The organism is Aquitalea palustris, from assembly GCF_003693445.1.
In the GTDB taxonomy this organism is placed as follows: Bacteria; Pseudomonadota; Gammaproteobacteria; order Burkholderiales; family Chromobacteriaceae; genus Aquitalea; species Aquitalea palustris.
The window spans coordinates 1-18,056 of the sequence record NZ_RFAR01000064.1; the positions used below are offsets into that span (position 1 = coordinate 1).

The 18,056-nt window shown below is 61.3% G+C and carries 16 protein-coding genes and 1 pseudogene; 6 read left to right on the forward strand and 11 right to left on the reverse strand.

All coding sequences use genetic code 11. From position 1 onward, the window contains the following. A pseudogene (locus tag EAY64_RS20430) lies at positions 1–759 on the forward strand (hypothetical protein); the annotation flags it as partial. Next, positions 759–1,310, forward strand: coding sequence for a cob(I)yrinic acid a,c-diamide adenosyltransferase (locus EAY64_RS15050; protein ID WP_103525561.1), 552 nt, complete (start codon positions 759–761; stop codon positions 1,308–1,310). The pseudogene EAY64_RS20430 and the gene EAY64_RS15050, both read left to right, overlap by 1 nt. A 63-nt stretch (positions 1,311–1,373) precedes the next feature. Here the strand turns inward: EAY64_RS15050 and EAY64_RS15055 are convergent, their stop codons facing one another. The 5 genes from EAY64_RS15055 to trxB all read right to left on the reverse strand — a co-directional run bounded on the left by EAY64_RS15055 (position 1,374) and on the right by trxB (position 5,786). Then, positions 1,374–2,207 (reverse strand): alpha/beta hydrolase, encoded by an 834-nt coding sequence (locus tag EAY64_RS15055; RefSeq protein ID WP_103525562.1) that lies wholly within the window; start codon positions 2,205–2,207, stop codon positions 1,374–1,376. 4 nt (positions 2,208–2,211) lie between these two features. Continuing rightward, entirely contained in the window at positions 2,212–3,615 is a 1,404-nt protein-coding gene (locus tag EAY64_RS15060; protein ID WP_059286036.1) for a PhoH family protein, read from the reverse strand. Between the two features lie 51 nt (positions 3,616–3,666). Beyond that, positions 3,667–4,119 carry a peroxiredoxin gene (locus EAY64_RS15065; protein ID WP_103525563.1) on the reverse strand — a complete coding sequence of 151 codons (453 nt, stop codon included), beginning with the start codon at positions 4,117–4,119 and terminating at the stop codon, positions 3,667–3,669. A 76-nt stretch (positions 4,120–4,195) separates the two neighbouring features. Continuing rightward, a complete protein-coding gene (locus EAY64_RS15070; protein WP_103525564.1) occupies positions 4,196–4,828 on the reverse strand; it encodes a Smr/MutS family protein in 633 nt (210 codons plus the stop codon). Between the two features lie 4 nt (positions 4,829–4,832). Beyond that, a complete protein-coding gene (gene trxB, locus EAY64_RS15075) occupies positions 4,833–5,786 on the reverse strand; it encodes a thioredoxin-disulfide reductase (RefSeq protein WP_103525565.1) in 954 nt (317 codons plus the stop codon). A 115-nt stretch (positions 5,787–5,901) separates the two neighbouring features. Between trxB and EAY64_RS15080 the strand changes: the two genes are divergently transcribed. Beyond that, positions 5,902–6,096, forward strand: a complete 195-nt coding sequence (locus tag EAY64_RS15080; protein ID WP_103525566.1) for a hypothetical protein — start codon at positions 5,902–5,904, stop codon at positions 6,094–6,096. Positions 6,097–6,185: 89 nt separating this feature from the next. After that, positions 6,186–6,866 carry a tetratricopeptide repeat protein gene (locus EAY64_RS15085; RefSeq protein WP_103525567.1) on the forward strand — a complete coding sequence of 227 codons (681 nt, stop codon included), beginning with the start codon at positions 6,186–6,188 and terminating at the stop codon, positions 6,864–6,866. Positions 6,867–6,894: 28 nt separating this feature from the next. Here the strand turns inward: EAY64_RS15085 and EAY64_RS15090 are convergent, their stop codons facing one another. From EAY64_RS15090 to glnE, 6 genes are all read right to left on the reverse strand, one after another. After that, a complete protein-coding gene (locus EAY64_RS15090; RefSeq protein ID WP_103525568.1) occupies positions 6,895–7,494 on the reverse strand; it encodes a hypothetical protein in 600 nt (199 codons plus the stop codon). A gap of 97 nt (positions 7,495–7,591) precedes the next feature. Continuing rightward, positions 7,592–8,182: a TetR/AcrR family transcriptional regulator gene (locus EAY64_RS15095; protein ID WP_103525569.1), complete on the reverse strand. Its 591-nt coding sequence runs from the start codon at positions 8,180–8,182 to the stop codon at positions 7,592–7,594. Positions 8,183–8,190: 8 nt separating this feature from the next. Further along, positions 8,191–9,243: a lipopolysaccharide heptosyltransferase II gene (gene waaF, locus EAY64_RS15100; protein WP_103525593.1), complete on the reverse strand. Its 1,053-nt coding sequence runs from the start codon at positions 9,241–9,243 to the stop codon at positions 8,191–8,193. Positions 9,244–9,373: 130 nt separating this feature from the next. Then, entirely contained in the window at positions 9,374–9,574 is a 201-nt protein-coding gene (locus EAY64_RS15105; RefSeq protein WP_103525570.1) for a zinc-finger domain-containing protein, read from the reverse strand. A 50-nt stretch (positions 9,575–9,624) separates the two neighbouring features. Next, positions 9,625–10,548: a branched-chain amino acid transaminase gene (locus EAY64_RS15110; protein WP_103525594.1), complete on the reverse strand. Its 924-nt coding sequence runs from the start codon at positions 10,546–10,548 to the stop codon at positions 9,625–9,627. 87 nt (positions 10,549–10,635) lie between these two features. Further along, the gene (glnE, locus tag EAY64_RS15115; protein ID WP_103525571.1) at positions 10,636–13,317 is read right to left on the reverse strand and encodes a bifunctional [glutamate--ammonia ligase]-adenylyl-L-tyrosine phosphorylase/[glutamate--ammonia-ligase] adenylyltransferase; all 2,682 of its coding nucleotides are present in this window, start codon (positions 13,315–13,317) and stop codon (positions 10,636–10,638) included. 74 nt (positions 13,318–13,391) lie between these two features. Between glnE and EAY64_RS15120 the strand changes: the two genes are divergently transcribed. Together EAY64_RS15120 and EAY64_RS15125 are read left to right on the forward strand one after the other, a co-directional pair. Beyond that, positions 13,392–17,252, forward strand: coding sequence for a YhdP family protein (locus EAY64_RS15120; protein ID WP_147456235.1), 3,861 nt, complete (start codon positions 13,392–13,394; stop codon positions 17,250–17,252). Further along, on the forward strand, positions 17,249–18,055 hold the full coding sequence (locus tag EAY64_RS15125; RefSeq protein WP_103525573.1) for a carbon-nitrogen hydrolase family protein: 807 nt from the start codon (positions 17,249–17,251) through the stop codon (positions 18,053–18,055). The genes EAY64_RS15120 and EAY64_RS15125 overlap by 4 nt, the downstream gene beginning before the upstream one ends. The last annotated feature ends 1 nt before the right edge of the window (position 18,056 follow it).

Consider the following 18,056-nt stretch of genomic DNA (forward strand, 5'->3'; position numbering starts at 1 on the left):
GCCGTGTCGGACAGCGCTGCGGCTTTGCCGGTGCTGGATGAGGAAGAAGGCTGGCCCACCTTGGGCGAGGTGGGCAAGGAGAGCGAAACCGAGGTGGATGGCGAGCCGGAGGTACCTGCAGTCAAACCTGCTGCAGCTACTGTGCAGGGCTTGTTTGCCGAGTCGCCCTTTGCCAGCGAGCGGCAGTCGTCCCTATCGCCGGACGCGCGGGCTATTCCCGCCTTGCTAGACGAAGTGCAGGCCGAGCCGCAGGCAGTGGCAGCCCAGCCTGCGCCGGTGGCCGAGCCAGTATTGCAGTCTGCGGCTGAGCACGTCATCGAACCGCCTTTGCTGGAAGAGCTGGCGGGCGCCAGTTTCGCCGCAGCCATGCCGCAAACTCTCGCTCAGCCTGCGGCGGAGGCCGGCAAGGCGGTGGAAGTGCTCAATGTCGCTGCGGTGACCACCGCCACAGCCGCTTCTGCGCTGATGAATCCGGTAGGCAAGCCCGATGCAACCGTGGCGGTGGTGGATGAGCGGGCGCTGGTGGAAGCGATGTACGAGAAGCTGCTGCCCCGAATGAAGGTGGAGCTGTCCTTGTGGCTGCAGGATGCTCTGGAACTACAAGCCAAGAACATGCTGTCCGGTGTGATGCAGCAATTGAAGGAAGACTACGACATGTTGTTTGGTGAAACACTGAAAGAAAGCCTGCGCCAGGCCATTCTGGCGCTGGGGCGCGAACAGCAGGGGCAGCATGATGCCCCGCGCAGGGAGCAAGACTGATGGGGCATCGATTGTCACGCATTGTCACCCGTACCGGGGACGATGGCAGTACCGGACTGGGTGATGGCAGCCGCGTGGGCAAGGATAGCCCGCGCGTGCGCGCACTGGGTGATGTGGATGAGTTGAACTCGGTGATTGGCGTGCTGCTGGCGGAAGAGCTGCCGGAAGAGGTCGCCCAGCGCCTGCTGGCCGTACAGCATGACCTGTTCGATCTGGGCTCCGAACTGGCGGTGCCGGGTTATGCCGCGCTCAAGCCTGAGCATGTGGTGATGCTGGAGGAGTGGGTGGAGGCGATGAACGCCGACCTGCCCATGCTGAAGGAATTCATCCTGCCGGGTGGTTCGCGTCAGGCTGGTCTGGCCCATCAGGCCCGCTCGGTATGTCGTCGTGCCGAGCGTGCCGTGGTGACTGCCGCGCATGACAGCGAGGTGTCGGCGGCTGCTCGCCAGTATCTCAACCGCCTGTCCGATGCGCTGTTTGTGTTGGCGCGTCACCTGAACAAGGCGCTAGGTCGGCCTGATGTGCTGTGGCAGCCGCACCGGCGCGACTGAGCGCGCTTATGGGCAGAAAAAAAGCCGCGAGGAGTCTCGCGGCTTTTTTCATGCAGGTGGCGCTTAGGCCGGCACGTGGCAGCTGTGTTCTGCTGACGCTGGCTGATGCAGGGTGTCCAGCCATTGCAGCAGCCGTTCGGCGGTACGCTCCCAGCGGGTGTCCAGCATCATCATATGCCCCATGTGTGGCAGGATTTCCGCACTGACATCCAGCCGCTCGGCGGTAGCCACCACATCTTCCGGCGAGATCAGCATGTCTTCCGCTGCCCCCAGCACCAGTGCCGGCAGCGGCTGGATGGGGCGGATGGCCAGCGGATTGACCAGGGTCATGTCCATGACCGCGCGCTGGCTTTCCTGCTGGCAGCACTGCATCAGCAAGGCGGTGGTGGCCTCTGGCGCATCGTGCGACAGCAGCAGATCGCGCAGCTCGCTTTGTGCCGGGTTGTAGCTGCCTTGCTGATACAGGTTCAGGTTTAGCAGCAGTCCCGGTGCCTGGGTCAGCAGGCGCAGGCTGGACGACGCCAGGCCCGTGGGCGGAACCGAGGCAAGAAAGGCGGCCGCCGGCAGGGTGTGGCTGGTCAGGTATTGCTGCAGCACGAAACCACCCATGGAGTGGCCGATCATGATGGGCGTGCGTTTGATGCGCTTGACTGCGGCGCTCAGATTGCGCACGTAGTCATCAATGCTGATGGCGGACAGATACTGGTGGCCATCGCTGTCGCCATGGCCTTCCAGGCTGATGGCCCAGCAGTCGAAACCCTGTCGGGCAAACCAGGGCAGGAAAGTGCGCTGCCAGCACCAGGCGGCGCAAAACGCGCCGTGGACAAACAAAAGGGGCGGAGCGTCGCGCTCCGTCCCTTGAGCTGCCTCATGGATCAATTCGAGGCGTGGATGCATTTAGTCAAAGTACCTCACCAGCATGATCTGCCAGACGTGAACGTTCCCCGCGTTGCAGGGTGATATGGCCGGAATGTTCCCAGCCCTTGAAGCGGTCGACCACATAGGTCAGACCGGAACTGCCCTCTGTCAGGTAGGGGGTGTCGATTTGCGAAATATTGCCCAGACAGACTACCTTGGTTCCCGGACCTGCACGAGTGATCAGTGTTTTCATCTGCTTGGGCGTCAGGTTCTGCGCCTCGTCGATGATCAGGTATTTGTTGAGGAAGGTGCGGCCGCGCATGAAGTTGAGCGATTTGACCTTGATGCGCGAACGCACCAGGTCGCGGGTGGCGGCACGGCCCCAGTCGCCACCATCGTCATCGCTCTTGTTGAGCACATCCAGGTTGTCTTCCAGCGCGCCCATCCAGGGTGCCATCTTTTCCTCTTCCGTCCCCGGCAGGAAACCGATGTCTTCACCTACCGGTACGGTCACCCGGGTCATGATGATTTCCGAATACAGTTTCTGCTCCAGTGTCATCGCCAGGCCGGCGGCCAGGGTGAGCAGGGTTTTGCCGGTACCGGCCTGACCGAGCAGGGTGATGAAGTCCACTTCCGGGTCCATCAGCAGATTGAGGGCGAAATTCTGTTCGCGGTTGCGTGCGGTAATGCCCCAGACATTGTTCTTGTGGTGGCTGTAGTCTTTCAGCGTCTGCAGCACGGCGACCTTGCCTTCTACCTTGCTGACGCGGGCTTGCAGTGGCTGCGGGCCATCCTGCCACAGCATCTGGTTGATGTGCAGATTGGGCACATCCGGGCCTTTGAGCTGGTAATAGCTGCGGCCTTGTTCCTGCCAGGACTTCATGTCCTTGCCATTGCGTTCCCAGAAAGTCTGGTCGACTTCGCGGGTGCCGGTATAGAGCAGGTCGGAATCCTGCAGCACCTTGTCGTTGAAGTAATCTTCGGCATCCAGCCCCAGTGCGCGGGCCTTGATGCGCATATTGATGTCCTTGGACACCAGGATGACCGAGCGCTCCGGGTGCAGCTCCTTCAGCGCCATCACGATGCCAAGAATCTGGTTGTCGGCCTTGCCGACTGGCAGCGAGGCTGGCAGCACGCTGTGAATGGCCTGGGTCTGCAGGATGAGCTTGCCGGTGGCCGCTTCGCGGCTGGCGTTTTTCAGGGTGATGCCGGCTTCGATCTTGGTTTCGCAGCCGCTGACGATATCGTCGAGAAAGCGGCTGGTCTGACGGGCATTGCGGGCTACTTCGGACATGCCGCTCTTGTGGGCGTCCAGTTCTTCCAGGGTGATGATGGGAATGAAAACATCGTGCTCTTCAAAGCGGTACAAGCTGGTAGGGTCGTGCAGCAATACATTGGTGTCCAGAACGAACAGCTTGGCGGTTTTGCTTTTCTTACGGCTTACCATGATGGACCCCTTGGCGATGCAGGGCCCGGTCGGCAGACCGGGGCACTGCGTTTAGAGAGTGTTTACAAAGGCAAGAACTTCAGCGGCGTGGCCGGGTACTTTGACCTTGCGCCATTCACGAACAATCATGCCGGCAGCATCGATCACGAAAGTGCTGCGCTCGATGCCCCTTACCTGTTTGCCGTACATGCTTTTCATTTTGATGACATCAAGCAGGGTGCACACCTTTTCCTCTGCATCGGACAGCAATTCAAACGGCAGTTCCAGCTTGGTTTTGAAGTTTTCGTGAGATTTCAGACTATCGCGGGAGATGCCGACAATAGTGGCACCGGCAGCGGCAAACTGGCTGTGCAGCTCACGAAAATCCATGGTTTCATTGGTGCAGCCGGGGGTGTTGTCCTTGGGGTAGAAGTAAATCACCAGTGGCTTGGGGGCTGCAGACAGGGAAAACGTGGTGCCGGCGGTGCCGGGCAGGGTGAAGTCGGGGCAGGCGATACCTGACATGCAAGACTCCTGAAGGTGGTGGTTGATGGGAATGCAACCGCCTTGCTTTGAGCTTAGCGGAAATTTCTTACTGTTGTCATCCGGATTCTGAGCCGTATTCCTCGTGCTGGCCGCGGCGTATCAGCACCAGCAGCGCGCCGTCTCCCCCCATCTCTTCACCAGCCTGACAAAACGCCAGCACCTCCGGGTGATGACTGAGCCAGGAGCGCACCAGTTTTTTCAATATTGGCTGGCCGTTGGAACCAAAACCCTTGCCGTGGATGATGCGCAGGCAAGGGCCGCGGCGACGGGCGCGATGCAAGAATAGCGCCAGCGCATCCTGTGCCTGGTAGCGGTCCATGCCGTGCAGGTCCAGCTGACAGGCTACTGGCCAGTGGCCATTGCGCAGGCGCTTCAGCGTCTGGCTGGGCATGCCGCTGCGACAGAACTGTCCTAGCTGCTCAGCCGGTTCGAACAGGCCAACCATATGGCGCAGCACTTCCATTTCGGAGAGTGTGGAGAGCCGGTGTTGGGCGTGCCGGTGTTTCGGGTGCGGGCTGGGTTTCTTGGGCTGATGAATATGGCGCGGCGGGCTTTTCAGCGGAGTGACATCGCTGAACAGCTGTTTGAAGTCGGGTTCGGGCGGCGGAGGCGATGCGGGCGCGGCAGACGTGTCACCTTGACGCGTCTGCCGGCGGATTTCCTTCAATGTGTCCTTGAAGGCCTTCAAGATATTACTTCAGGCTGTCCAGATAGCGCTCGGCATCCAGGGCGGCCTGGCAACCAGAGGCGGCGCTGGTCACGGCCTGGCGGTAGATGTGGTCCTGTACGTCGCCGGCGGCAAATACGCCTTCCACGCTGGTCAGGGTGGCATTGCCTTCGCGGCCGCCACGGGTGATCAGGTAGCCGGTGGCATCCATTTCCAGCTGGCCCTTGAAGATGTCGGTGTTCGGCTGGTGGCCGATGGCAATGAACACGCCCATCAGCTTGATGTCTTCCACGCTGCCGTCGGTGAACTTCAGGCGGGCGCCGGTCACGCCGCTGTCGTCGCCCAGCACTTCATCCAGGCTGGCGTTCAGCTTGAGGGTGATCTTGCCTTCGGCCACGCGCGACATCAGCTTGTCGATCATGATCTTCTCGGCACGGAAGCTGTCGCGACGGTGGATCAGCGTGACGTGTTTGGCGATATTGGCCAGATACAGTGCTTCTTCCACGGCGGTGTTGCCGCCACCAACCACGGCGACATCCTGGTTGCGATAGAAGAAACCATCGCAGGTGGCGCAGGCCGATACGCCCTTGCCGGCAAAGGCTTCTTCGGACGGCAGGCCCAGGTATTTGGCGGAAGCGCCGGTAGCGATGATGAGCGCATCGCAGGTGTATTCGCCGGCATCGCCAACCAGGCGAATCGGTTTTTCATGCAGATGGGTGGTGTGGATGTGATCGAAGATCATTTCCGTACCGAAACGTTCGGCATGCTGCTGGAAGCGCTGCATCAGTTCAGGACCCATCACGCCGCTGGCATCGGCCGGCCAGTTGTCCACTTCGGTCGTGGTCATCAGTTGACCACCTTGAGCAAGGCCGGTGATCAGCACGGGCTTCAGGTTGGCGCGGGCGGCATATACGGCTGCGGTATAGCCGGCGGGGCCGGAGCCAAGGATCAGGAGGGGGCTGTGACGGGTGTCGCTCATCGTGGTATTCCTGTTTTAGGTCGTTGGGTTGTCATTTTAGCAGCTTTGCCATGACAGAATGGCGTGGGCCGTCTAAACTGATCTGGTAGCATTTGTTGACTTGGGAGGTGAGGGCATGGACGGAATAAGTCAAGTAAGCGGACAGAATGTTTCATCGGCGACCGAGATTTTTGCGCTGAAAAAATCCCTGCAGGCTAGCGGTGAGTCAGTATTGTCCCTGGTGCAGGGGGCGAGTGATGCCGGTACCCAGATCAGCCAGGCGGCCTCCAATCCCGCCCATCTGGGACAGAGCGTCGACGTCAGGGCCTGAGTCGGCAGCAGTAAGCAGCGGCGCAAGCCGCTTTTTTTACGCCTGTAAGAAGTGTGCAGCCAGTACGACCAATCAGCAGGAGGTGCCATATGCATCGCAAAAATGGAGTTGTCCTGTTGCTTCTGCTTGGCTTGGTCATGCCGGCTGCTGCTGCGGAAAAGCCGCCGCTAGCGGGTTGGGCCAGCTATCAGGCCGGCGATTATGCTGCGGCCTTTCTCATGTTCAAAGCCGGAGCCGAACGTGGCGATCGCGTGGCGCAATATGATCTTGCCATGCTGTACTGGCGGGGCGAGGGTGTGCCACGTGACCGGACGCTAGCCCTGAAATGGCTGCAGCAGGCTGCGGCCGCTCAGTTGTCATCCGCACAGTATGTCCTGGCACAGGTTTATGAGAGCGGCGATGGCCTGCCGCGAGACATGGCGCAGGCGACTCGTCTGTTTGAGGCCGCTGCCAGGCAGGGGCACCGCGATGCGCAGGTGAGTGTGGCGACCCAGTATTACCTGGGCCGTGGCGCCCGGCAGGATTATGCCAGCGCGGCACACTGGTATCAGGCGGCGGCCGAGCAGGGTGATGTTGGGGCGCAATATCTGTTGGCCAGCCAGTATGAGCATGGGCTGGGTGTGCAGGAGAACTGGCGTGAGGCAATGCGCTGGTATAAGCGCGCCGGCGCGCAGGGGGATCGCGCAGCCCAGCTGAAAGCCAAGGCATTGGCAGATGGCCATGTCGGGCAAGAACTAGAGATGCAAAAACAAAATAGCAGTGCGAGATAACCCGCACTGCTATTTTTTCATGCTGAACTCAGGCGCTTTCGCTGATGCGGCGGCTGCTGGCTTGGGTGGATGATTCCAGCAGGGACTGGTTGTTCTGGTACTGCGCTACGGCGATCTGGCCGCTGCTCTTCTGATTTTCCAGTGTGGTCTGTGCCTGGTTCTGTGGCGGGGTGGCCGAGGGGCTGGCAGTGCTCTGTGTGCTGGCTGGTCTGTCCGTGCTGCTGGCATTGCTATTGGTGGTTGTGGCAGCTGTGCGCGTGCTGCGATTCAGGGCGGCGCTGGTGCTGTCATTATTGCTGCGGGTGTCGCTACTGGCCTGGCTGGCATTCACCGTGGCGGTGCTGCTGGTACTGGCGCTTTGACTGGCGGCCAGTTGCCGGCCCAGTTCCTGTTCGACTTGCAGGCGGTTCTGGCTTTGTTGTGAGCGGCTAGTGCTGCTCGGAGTCGGCTGGCTGGCTGCTTGTGCCTGCAGCTGCTCGGTAGTGCTTTGGGTGCGGGTGGACTGCGCGGTGCTGGCGGTTTCCGTGCTGCTCTGGCTGGTGCTGGCGGCGCGGGAGTTGCGGCCCTGCTGTAGCAAGCTGGCTGTGGTGCTGGCGCTACTGCTTTGCAAACGATGGATGCTGTCCATGATCGCAACTCCTGAGGGCTGATGCTAACCCTGTGATTTTAGAACACTTTGCCCCTGGTTTGCTGAAAAAATATACGCGAAACCGTCAGGTGTGGGTTTACTTCAACAAAACCAGTGCCAGCATGCGCTCGGCCAATTCATCGACGCTCAGCTCACCTTCGGATTTGTACCATTGCACCGACCAGTGCAGGCTGCCCAGCAGGGTGCGGCGCAGCAAGCGGGTGTCCTGCTTGACCAGCCCGGCGGCGGCAGCTTCATCCAGTACTTCCTGCCACAGTGCTTCGTAGCGATCACGTAGCACGATCAGCCCCGGTTTGGCGGCGGCGGAAACGCTGCGCCATTCGTACAGCATGACTTCCAGTGCGGCCTGGTTGTCGCCCAGCAGCGAGCTGAGGTGGACGTGAAACAGCGCAGACAACTTGTCACGCGGATTGCGCGCCCGGGCAATCGCCGCGCCCAGTTGTTCGGTGGTGGCGCTGATGCCCAGGGCCATCACGGCGACCAGGATTTCTTCCTTGGTGCGGAAGTGATAGAACAGGCTGCCGGATTGCAGGCCAACGGCGTTACCCAGGTCACGCACCGTGGTGCGCTCGTAGCCCTGGTCGCGAAACAATTTGGCGGCAGCGCGCACCAGTTCCATGCGGCGGCTGTTTTCTTCGGGCTGATTGTTTTTGTCTTGTACGCTCATGGTCCAGCCTATGTGCTGCGGGTATGTTGAATGAGGGGATTGCCCAGTTCGGGCAGAAAGCGCTGTGCGGCCTGCCAGGCGAGGTCCGGTTCCAGCTGCTCCAGGCAGTTGGTGTGCTGGTAAGGGCAGTTGCGTTCGAAGCAGGGGCTGCAATCCAGATTAAGGCTGACCACGGCAGCCTGCTCGGACAGCGGTGGGGTGAAGTCCGGGCTGGATGAGCCGTACAGCGCAACCAGCGGCTTGCCCAGGGCGGCGGCAACGTGCATCAGGCCAGAGTCATTGCACACGGCCAGCCGGGCCAGGCCCATCAGGTCGATGGCTTCTTCCAGTCCGGTGCTGCCGCATAGATTGATGGCTTTGCCTGCTGCCAGTTGGGCAATCTGCTCACCGATTTCCTTATCCTTGCCCGAGCCGAACAGCCAGACAGCAAAGCCGGCGGCAGCAAAGCGTTTGGCCAGTTCGGCAAAGTGGCGTGCCGGCCAGCGCTTGGCCGGGCCGTATTCTGCGCCGGGGCAGAAGGCGACCACCGGACGGCTGGTGTCCAGTTGCAGACGGTTGGCGGTTTGTTGCCGGCTTTGTGCATTGGTCACCAGTGCCGGGTGGGCGATGGGGCGAGGTAGTGCTTTGTTGCGGTCTTCGGCCAGGGCGCAGAAGCGCTCCACCATCATCGGCAATTCCTGCTCGTCCAGTTCGCGACTGTCGTTGAGAATCCAGTAGCGCGACTCACCGATGAATCCGGTGCGCAATGGGATGCCGGCAAACAGCGGAATCAGCGCTGATTTCAGCGAATTAGGCAGGATGATGGCCTGATCGAAGCCTTCGGCTTTCAGCTGGCGTGCGGTCTGCCAGCGCTCGCGCAGGCGCAGGGCGCCGTGGCCAAAGGGGTTGAGATGCGCTTTGGCGACTTCCGGCATGCGCTCCAGCAAGGGCAGGGTCCAGGCCGGAGCGAAGACGTGCAGCTCCAGCCCGGGATGGCGTTCGTGCAGGCGCTGATACAGCGGCTGGGCCATGACGCTGTCGCCCACCCAGGAGGGGCCAATGACCAGTATCTTTTTCTTCATGAAGTTTTCCGCTTCCAAATCAGCGCCAGCCTGTCATGCCGGCCGTTTCAAGCTGGCGTTGATTTGGTGAGGGTTCAAGTGAAAAAGGTGCGGGGGCCCGCACCTTTCGCTTGCTGACTGCTGCCGGGGCTCAGTGATGATGGCCAACCGGTCCGGTCAGCTTGTACTGGGTACCGCAATAGGGACAGAGTGCTTCACCGGTCTTGTGTACTGGCAGGAAGACGCGCGGATGCGAGTTCCAGGACACCATGTCCGGCATTGGGCAATGCAGGGGCAGGTCCTTTGCGGTGACTTCGATGAGGCGTTGGGTGTTTTCTTTCAGTTCAGCCATGGTCTTTCCTTGTCGGGCCGGCCGCGCCGGCCCTTGCTGCTGGGGTGTGTTTACTTGACGTAGGTCAGCCAGTGTTCGTGTTCGGCGTCGAGGCCTTTCACGATATTGAAGTACTTCTGCTGGATGGCGGCGGTGATCGGGCCACGGCTGCCTTCGCCGATGGCGCGGCGGTCCAGTTCGCGAATCGGGGTGACTTCGGCAGCGGTGCCGGTGAAGAAGGCTTCGTCCGCGCTATACACTTCGTCGCGGGTGATGCGCTTTTCAATGATTTCCAGGCCCTGTTCCTGTGCGATCTGTACCACGGTGTCGCGGGTAATGCCTTCCAGGGCGGAGGTGAGGTCCGGGGTGTACAGCTTGCCCTTGCGCACGATGAAGATGTTTTCGCCCGAGCCTTCGGCCACGAAGCCGTCCACGTCCAGCAGCAGGGCTTCGTCGTAGCCGTCTGCCGTAGCCTCGTTATTGGCGAGGATGGAGTTCATGTAGTTGCCGTTGGCCTTGGCCTTGCACATGGTGATGTTGACGTGGTGGCGGGTAAAGGACGAAGTCTTGACGCGAATGCCCTTTTCCAGACCTTCTTCGCCCAGGTAAGCACCCCACGGCCAGGCTGCCACGATGATGCGCACGTCGTCTTTTTTCGGTGCCACGCCCAGCTTGCCCGAACCATAGAAGGCCATGGGACGGAAGTAGCAGGATTGCAGCTTGTTGGCTTTCACCACGTCCAGATGAGCCTGGTTGATGTCGTCCTTGCTGAAGGGCAGGTTCATGCCGAGGATCTTGGCGGAGCGGAACAGACGGTCGGTGTGATCCTGCAGACGGAAAATCGCCGGGCCTTTGGGAGTTTCATAGGCACGTACGCCTTCGAACACGCCCATGCCGTAGTGGAGGGTGTGGGTCAGCACATGGGTGGTGGCATCGCGCCAGTCAACCAGTTTGCCGTCATACCAGATGAATCCGTCACGATCTGCCATCGACATCTTGGAGCTCTCCGTCATTGTGTTTTGTATCCTGCCGATTATACCGTCCGCCGCCGTCTTGTGAACCGTCCGCTGCGAAAAACGCCATCAGCCCAGGCTGTACGGTCCGAAAACCTGCCGCCACAGTTGCTGCGCCTGCTGGTAGTGGGCGCGCAGCCGGTCGTTGACTTCCACCTTGCCGCTTTCATTGAGCCGGGCGGCATGCTGTAGCTTGCGGTAGTCGCGGTAGGCGGCGCGGACTTGTTCGGCCAGTTCGTGGCTGATCAGCCCGGCCTCGGCGGCAACCGCCAGCAGGGCGATATTGCCGGTATTGCGGGTAAAGGCCGGTAGCTCGCCGGCGTGGGCCAGAATCAGGTATTGCACGATGAATTCCACATCGATGATGCCGCCACGGGCATGTTTGACGTCGCTCTCCTGCGCCGGATGGCTTTCCAGCATGCGCTGGCGCATGGTCAGCACTTCGCTGCGCAGGGTGTCCGGATCGCGCTGCTGGGTCAGCACGTCGTGGCGGATGGCTTCGAAACCTTCGCCGATATCCGCTGCGCCGGCGACATAGCGGGCGCGGGTCAGTGCCTGGTGCTCCCATACCCAGGCCTGTTTTTCCTGGTAGCTGCGAAAGGCTTGCAGCGAGCTGACCAACAGGCCGCTGGCGCCGTTCGGGCGCAGGCGCAGGTCGATGTCGTACAGGATGCCGGCGCTGGTGGCGCTGGTCAGCCAGGTGGACATTTTGCGTGCCAGGCGCGAATACAGATCAGTGGCGTCGGGGTGGTCGTCGTCATACAGGAAGATGATGTCCAGGTCCGAGGCGTAGCCCAGCTCTTTGCCGCCCAGCTTGCCGTAGCCAATGATGGCGAAACGCGGGGTGTCGGTGTGGCGGCTGGGGATGTCCAGCCAGGCATGGCGCAGGGTGGCGTCCAGCACGGTGTCGGCCAGCAGGGAGAGCTGGTCGGACAGTGCTTCCACTGTCCACATGCCGGCGATGTCCTGGGCGACCAGGCGGAAGGCCTGGGCGTGCTGGAAGTGGCGCAGGGTGTCCATCTTGGCTTCCACATCGCCCTCGCATTGCTGCATTTGTTCTTGCAACTGGCTGGCCAGTGCCGGCCAGTCCGGTGTGGCGTACAGCACGCGGGCATCCAGCAGCTCATCCAGCAGGATGGGGTGGCGGGTCAGATAGTTGGACACCCAGGCACTGGCCGAGCACAGGGTGGCCAGCCGTTGCAGGGTCTGCGGGTATTCGGTCAGCAAGGCAAGATAAGAGGCGCGCCGGCTGATGGCTTCCATCAGGCTGATGATGCGCGACAGGGTGGCCGCCGGGTTGGGGAAGTGGGTGGACACTTCGATCAAGGGGGGGATCAGTGCGTCGAATTTCTTGCGGCCGGCCAGCGGAATCTGCTGATAGCGCTGGCTCTGCGCCAGGGCGCGCAGCTGCCCGGTGACGCCACTCACGTCATCAAAGCCCAGGCTGGAGAGTTGTTCGCTCGGGTCCTGTTCGCAGATGTCGCGCCACAGGCAGGACAGCGGGTGGTCCGGCGCGGTTTCGGTGGGCAGGATGAATACCTGTTCGAAGTGGCGGGTGACCTTGCGCCGCTCGCTATTGAGGGCGTCGAGGAAATCCTGCCAGCTGGCAAAGCCCATGCTGCTGGCGATCTTGGCCTGGTTTTCCTCACTGGTGGGCAGGGTCTGGGTTTGCTGGTCGTCCAGGTATTGCAGGCGATGTTCCAGATTGCGCAGGAAGGCATAGGCTTCCTGTAGCTCCTCTACGGCAGCCGGCTCCAGCAGGCGCAGTTCGGCCAGGCGGTTCAGGGTGGCGCGGGTGCTGCGCAGCTGCAGGCTTTTGTCACGGCCGCCGCGAATCAGCTGGAACACCTGGGCGATGAATTCCACTTCACGAATGCCGCCTGGCCCCAGCTTGATATTGTCCACCATGTCGCGCCGTGCCACTTCGCGGCGGATTTGTGCATGCAGTTCGCGCATGGCGCCATAGGCGTTGTAATCGAGATATTTGCGATAGACGAAGGGGCGCACCATGTCGGCCAGCCCGGAAATATCGCCGGTGAGTGCCTTGGCCTTGATCCAGGCATAGCGCTCCCATTCACGGCCCTGGGTCAGCAGGTAGTTTTCCAGTGCGGCAAAACTCATCACCAGCGGGCCGGAATCACCGTAGGGTCGCAAGCGCATGTCGACGCGGAATACCTGGCCATCCACTGTCACGTCGTTGATCAGGCTGATGATGCGTTTGCCGACCTGGCTGAAGTATTCGTGATTGCTGATCTTGCGCGGACCGCTGGTTTCGCCGCCTTCGGGGTAGATGAAGATCAGGTCGATATCGGAGGAAACATTCAGTTCACCGCCGCCCAGCTTGCCCATGCCGATCACGATCAGTTGCTGCACTTCGCCGCTGTCTTCGCCGATAGGCTGGCCGTATTGCGGCAGCGAGCGGCAGGCGCAGGCCAATGCCTGCTGTACGGCAAATTCGGCTAACAAGCTGATGGTGCTGACTACCTCGTCCAGGTCGGCCAGGCCGTTGTGGTCGCGGCAGATCAGGCGCGCCATCACCGCCTGGCGCAGGCTGCGCAGCGGTGGCGTCATGGCTTCCGGAGTGTCAAAGCTATCCCAGTTGGCAAAGCCGGCCATTTCGGCGCTGTCAAATGGCTGTGCCAGCTTGTCGTGCAACAGACTTTGTTGCTGCGGTCGCGCGCTCAGCAGGCGGTCCAGATAAAGTGAAAAGGCACGGCTCTGGGCAATGGCATGATCCGGGTTTGCTGGCATAATGACGAGGCGCTCGTTAGGGTCCTGTAACACTTCATTGTATCGGTTTAGCTCATTTGGAAAAGCCCCTGCATTTGTTAGCCAGAGTTCACGTCATCAGTTTGCTGCGCAAATCGCTGCAAGCCCTCGGCCTGTTGCTGCTGCTGGCCATGCTGGTCGTGGGGGGCGGCTTTGCCATGTTTAACTGGTGGTTCCTGCCGCGACTCGAGCAGTTCCGGCCGCAGCTGGAGCAGAGTTTGTCGCAGGCTACCGGCCGTCAGGTCTCAGTGGTTTCCCTGTCCGGCCAGTGGCAAGGGCTGGCGCCACGGCTACAGCTGGGTGGCTTGCGCATCGCCAATCCGGTGACTGCCGATGCCCTGACCCTGGAGCGCGTGGAAGTGGTGCCATCGTGGTGGTCGCTGTTGTCATGGGAGCCGCTGTTTTCCAGCATCACCATGGATGGGCCAAACGTGGCGCTGCTGCGCCGGGCCGATGGCCATGTGCTGCTGAACGGCTTCGACATGAGCGCGCCGGACAGCCACCCGCAGCCTGCCGGCAGTGAGCCGTCGGCCAACTGGTTGCTCAAGCACAGCCGTATCGATATTCGCCAGGCACGCATCAGCTGGGAAGACCAGGCATTGGGTCTGCCGCGGCTGGATCTGCAGCAGGGGCAGCTGACACTGAGCCAGACCCTGTTGGGCCATCGTCTGAGCTTGTCCGGCAAGCCGGTGGCCACCTTGGGCAAGGGTTTTGACATGGAGCTGGCCTGGCGTGGCAATGATTTTCGCCAGTGGCGCAACTGGGCCGGCAATATGCGCATACGCCTGAATGGCGCACAGGCCGGCGTGGTGTCGCGCTATATGGAAAAGATTGGTCTGATCAATAGTGGTGAAGGCAGCGGCACGCTGGAGGCAGATTTTGCCGATGGCCATATCAACAGCCTCAGTGCCGATGTCAGCATCCATGATGCGGCCTACACCCCAAAGGATGCGCGCACGCTGGTGTTGCCGGCCATCAGTGGCAAATTGCAGCTGGAGCGCTCAGCGCGTGGCAGCTATGCCATCAATGCCTCCAATCTGACACTGGCCAGTGCCAGCGGGCTGGCCTTCGACAAATCCACCATTCGTGGTGACTGGATGCCCGGCGAGCAGGGGCAGGGCAAGCTGACGCTGGATAATGTCAATGTGGCCCACCTCACTCCCTTCATTCATGCCTTGGGTGGGGACGGCAATTCCTTGTTTGCCCGTTTCGCACCCAGCGGTCAGCTGAAAAACCTGTCGCTGAGCTGGCAGGGTCCCCTGCAGTCGCCACGGCAATATGCGGTGGCCACCCGTTTCGAGCAGTTGGCCTGGCAGGCTTTTTCCTCGGTGCCCGGGGTGAGTGGTGTCAGTGGTGAGCTGAGTTTTGGCGAGCAGGGCGGCCAGTTGCGGCTCAATAGCCGGCATGCCGCGCTCAATTACCCGGCCGTATTCCCGCAGCTGCTCAATTTCGACCAGCTGGATGGCCGTGTGGACTGGCGAAATCACGGCTCACAGACCGAGGTCCAGTTTCGCGATGTGGCTTTTGCCAATGCCGATCTCAGCGGCCATTTCGGTGGCCGCTACCAGCACGACGGCAAGGGGCCGGGTGTGGTCGATTTCACCGCCGATGTCGACAAGGTGGCCGCCGTGCGCGTGCCGGCTTATCTGCCGCATGCGGTGGGGCAGGACACCTTGCGCTGGCTGAATGCCGCCCTGCTGGGCGGTACGGCCAGCAATGTGCGTATGGTGCTGAAGGGTGATCTGGCCAACTTCCCCTTTGCCGGTGGCAAGGGCGGGCAGTTCAGCGTGGATGCCAAGGTGGATCAGGGCCGTTTGCTGTATGAAAAAGGCTGGCCAACCATCGACAATATCCAGGCTGATCTGGGTTTTCACAATGAAAAAATGCTGATTACCGCACGCAGTGGCAGCACGCTGGGCGTGCCGCTGAGTGCTGTCAAAGTAGGGATTGATGACCTGGGTGCGGCCAATTCCACGCTTGACGTGCAGGGGCGGGCACAAGGCCCGCTGGCCAGCATGCTGAAATTCACCACCGCCAGTCCGGTTGATGGCTGGCTGGATGGTTTTACCGGCAGCATTCAGGCCGGTGGTAATGCAGCATTGGACCTGAAGCTGGGTATTCCCTTGTCGGGCAAGCAGCCGGTGAAGGTACATGGTGATATTTTGTTGTCCGGCAATCAGCTGGCGTTCAAGGGTTTGCCGATTCCGCCAGCCAGCAATGCCCATGGCACACTGAGCTTCACCGAGTATGGCGTGGAGTCCAAAGGCGTGCAGTTTGCCGCGCTGGGCGGCCAGTTCCAGCTCAAGGCAAGTAGCACCCCGGCCGGGCGCATGAGCTTCGATATTCACGGTGATGCCGACAGCCATCAGGCACTGGGCCTCTATCTGCCCTTGCTGGCGCCCTATGTCAGCGGACATTCACCCTTCGCGGTGCAGTTTGTCGTGCAAAAAGGGCTGGAAAACCTGACGGTGCAATCCGGCTTGCAAGGAAGCGCCATTAGCGCACCGCCCCCCCTTGGCAAAGCTGCGGCGGATAGCTTGCCGCTTTCCTTGCGCTTTGCGCCGGGCAAAACTGCACAGCAACCATTCCGGCTGGAATTTGACGCCGGCAGCGTTGCCAGCGGCAGCCTGTTGCTGGATGGCCATGGCAATCTGAAAAGCGGTGTGGTCGCCGCCGGTCGCGCCCTTGGCAAACAGCCTGACGAGGGGCTGACGCTGCGGCTGGCTACACCGCAAGTCGACTTGCAACGCTGGGTGGCCGCCATTGCCAGCCCAGGCGGCAGCCAGGGCGGGGTATCGACGGTCAGAGAGATCGACTTGCCGCTGCTGATCGAACTGGAGAGCCCGCAAGTGGAAGGATGGGGCGGCAGCTTGCATCAGGTCAGTGCCAGCTTGAGCAACCGGCGCCTGCGCAATGCCTGGTCGCTGGATGTGCGGGCGCGCGAGTTGAATGGCAGCATTGATTACCTGCCGGCCGGCAGTGGCCTGCTGCGTGCCAACCTGGCTTACGCCATCCTGCGGCCGCCAGCTGCAGGTGCTGCGGACGAAGCCGACGCCGGCATGGTGGACAAGGGTGATTGGCCGGAGCTGGATATTCGTGTCGGCGACCTCATTTACCAGAACAAGACCGTCGGCAAGCTGGAGCTGCATGCTCGCCGCGAAGGGCGGGACTGGCTGCTCAATCCCTTACGCCTGCAGGCAGCGGAAGGCAGTTTGCAGGGCAGTGCCCGGGTCCGGCGCGGCGAAGCGGGCAAGGAGGTGCAGGCCCGCTACCAGCTGGATAGTAGTGATGTGGGCAAGCTGCTGGCGCGCATCGGCCTGCAGGATACCTTCCGCAAGGGTGAGGGCAGCCTGTCCGGCACCATGAGCTGGCCGGGCGGCTTGTTTGATGTCAGTGCCAGCCGCCTGTCCGGCGACATGACACTGGCGCTGAAAAACGGCCGTTTTGCCAAGGTCGATCCCGGCGTGGCACGCCTGCTTGGTGTGCTCAGCCTGCAGTCGCTCAGCCGTCGGGTGAAGCTGGATTTTACCGATGTGTTCAGTGACGGCTTCGCCTTCGATACCATCAGTGGCAATGCCACGGTGAGCAAGGGCGTGTTTGTTTCTGATAATGTGCACATGAAAGGCCCGGCGGCCGATGTCGCACTCAGCGGTCAGGTGAATCTGGCCAGTGAAACCCAGGATGTGCGCATCCGGGTGCAGCCGCATCTGGCCGAGAGCGTGGCGCTGGCTGCCGGTGCCGCACTGCTCAATCCGGTGGTGGGGGTTGCCGCGCTGGCCGCACAAAAAGTATTGCAGGACCCGTTCGGCAAGATATTGTCGGTCGACTATGCCATTACCGGTTCCTTTGCCAATCCCAAGATTGACAAGCTGGCTGCGGAACCTTTGAGAAACAGCAAACGGATACTCTCGCCATGAAACAGAAATTTATCGCTGCTGCCGTGCAAATGGTGTCCGGTACTGATGTTGCCGCCAATCTGGCAACGGCAGCGCGGCTGGTGGCCGAGGCGGCTGCTGCCGGGGCCCGTTTTGTGGTGCTGCCGGAGTACTTTTGCCTGATGGGCAGGCAGGATGGCGACAAGGTGGCCATCAGTGAAGAGGCGGGACAGGGGCCCATGCAGGCGGCGCTGGCCACCATGGCACGCGACAACAAGCTATGGCTGGCTGCCGGCACCATTCCGCTGCGCTGTCCGGAGCCGGGCAAGGTATTCAACAGCACGCTGGTATTTGATCCGGCAGGGCAGCAGGTGGCCCGTTATGACAAGATCCACCTGTTCGGCTATACCGGCAATGGTGAACGCTATTGCGAATCCGACAGCATTCAGGCGGGCAGCTCGCCAGTCAAGGTGGACATTGGCCTGGCCGAAGTGGCCTGCGGTATTTGCTATGATCTGCGCTTTCCCGAGCTGTTTCGCCAGCTGGCCCCGTTTGATGTGATGATTTTGCCGGCGGCATTTACCGCGACCACCGGCGAAGCGCACTGGGAGGTGCTGCTACGCGCCCGCGCCATCGAAAACCAGTGTTATGTGATTGCCTCCGGCCAGGGTGGCACCCATGAAAACGGCCGCAAGACCCATGGCCAGTCCATGATCATCGACCCCTGGGGGCGCATTCTGGCGCAACAGGCCCTGGGCGAAGGTGTGGTACTGGCTGAAATCGACCCCGCATTGCTGCATTCGGTGCGCAGTGGCCTGCCGGCCCTGGCGCATCGCGTGCTCTGAC

Bases quoted from the DNA above. Each gene is read 5' to 3' on its own strand.
- EAY64_RS15080 (WP_103525566.1), top strand. From the start codon at position 5,902: ATGGACGGAATAAGTCAAGTAAGCGGACAGAATGTTTCATCGGCGACC.
- waaF (WP_103525593.1), bottom strand. From the start codon at position 9,243: ATGAAGAAAAAGATACTGGTCATTGGCCCCTCCTGGGTGGGCGACAGC.
- EAY64_RS15060 (WP_059286036.1), bottom strand. From the start codon at position 3,615: ATGGTAAGCCGTAAGAAAAGCAAAACCGCCAAGCTGTTCGTTCTGGAC.
- EAY64_RS15065 (WP_103525563.1), bottom strand. From the start codon at position 4,119: ATGTCAGGTATCGCCTGCCCCGACTTCACCCTGCCCGGCACCGCCGGC.
- EAY64_RS15055 (WP_103525562.1), bottom strand. From the start codon at position 2,207: ATGCATCCACGCCTCGAATTGATCCATGAGGCAGCTCAAGGGACGGAG.
- EAY64_RS15085 (WP_103525567.1), top strand. From the start codon at position 6,186: ATGCATCGCAAAAATGGAGTTGTCCTGTTGCTTCTGCTTGGCTTGGTC.
- EAY64_RS15095 (WP_103525569.1), bottom strand. From the start codon at position 8,182: ATGAGCGTACAAGACAAAAACAATCAGCCCGAAGAAAACAGCCGCCGC.
- glnE (WP_103525571.1), bottom strand. From the start codon at position 13,317: ATGCCAGCAAACCCGGATCATGCCATTGCCCAGAGCCGTGCCTTTTCA.
- trxB (WP_103525565.1), bottom strand. From the start codon at position 5,786: ATGAGCGACACCCGTCACAGCCCCCTCCTGATCCTTGGCTCCGGCCCC.
- EAY64_RS15105 (WP_103525570.1), bottom strand. From the start codon at position 9,574: ATGGCTGAACTGAAAGAAAACACCCAACGCCTCATCGAAGTCACCGCA.
- EAY64_RS15050 (WP_103525561.1), top strand. From the start codon at position 759: ATGGGGCATCGATTGTCACGCATTGTCACCCGTACCGGGGACGATGGC.
- EAY64_RS15110 (WP_103525594.1), bottom strand. From the start codon at position 10,548: ATGTCGATGGCAGATCGTGACGGATTCATCTGGTATGACGGCAAACTG.
- EAY64_RS15090 (WP_103525568.1), bottom strand. From the start codon at position 7,494: ATGGACAGCATCCATCGTTTGCAAAGCAGTAGCGCCAGCACCACAGCC.
- EAY64_RS15125 (WP_103525573.1), top strand. From the start codon at position 17,249: ATGAAACAGAAATTTATCGCTGCTGCCGTGCAAATGGTGTCCGGTACT.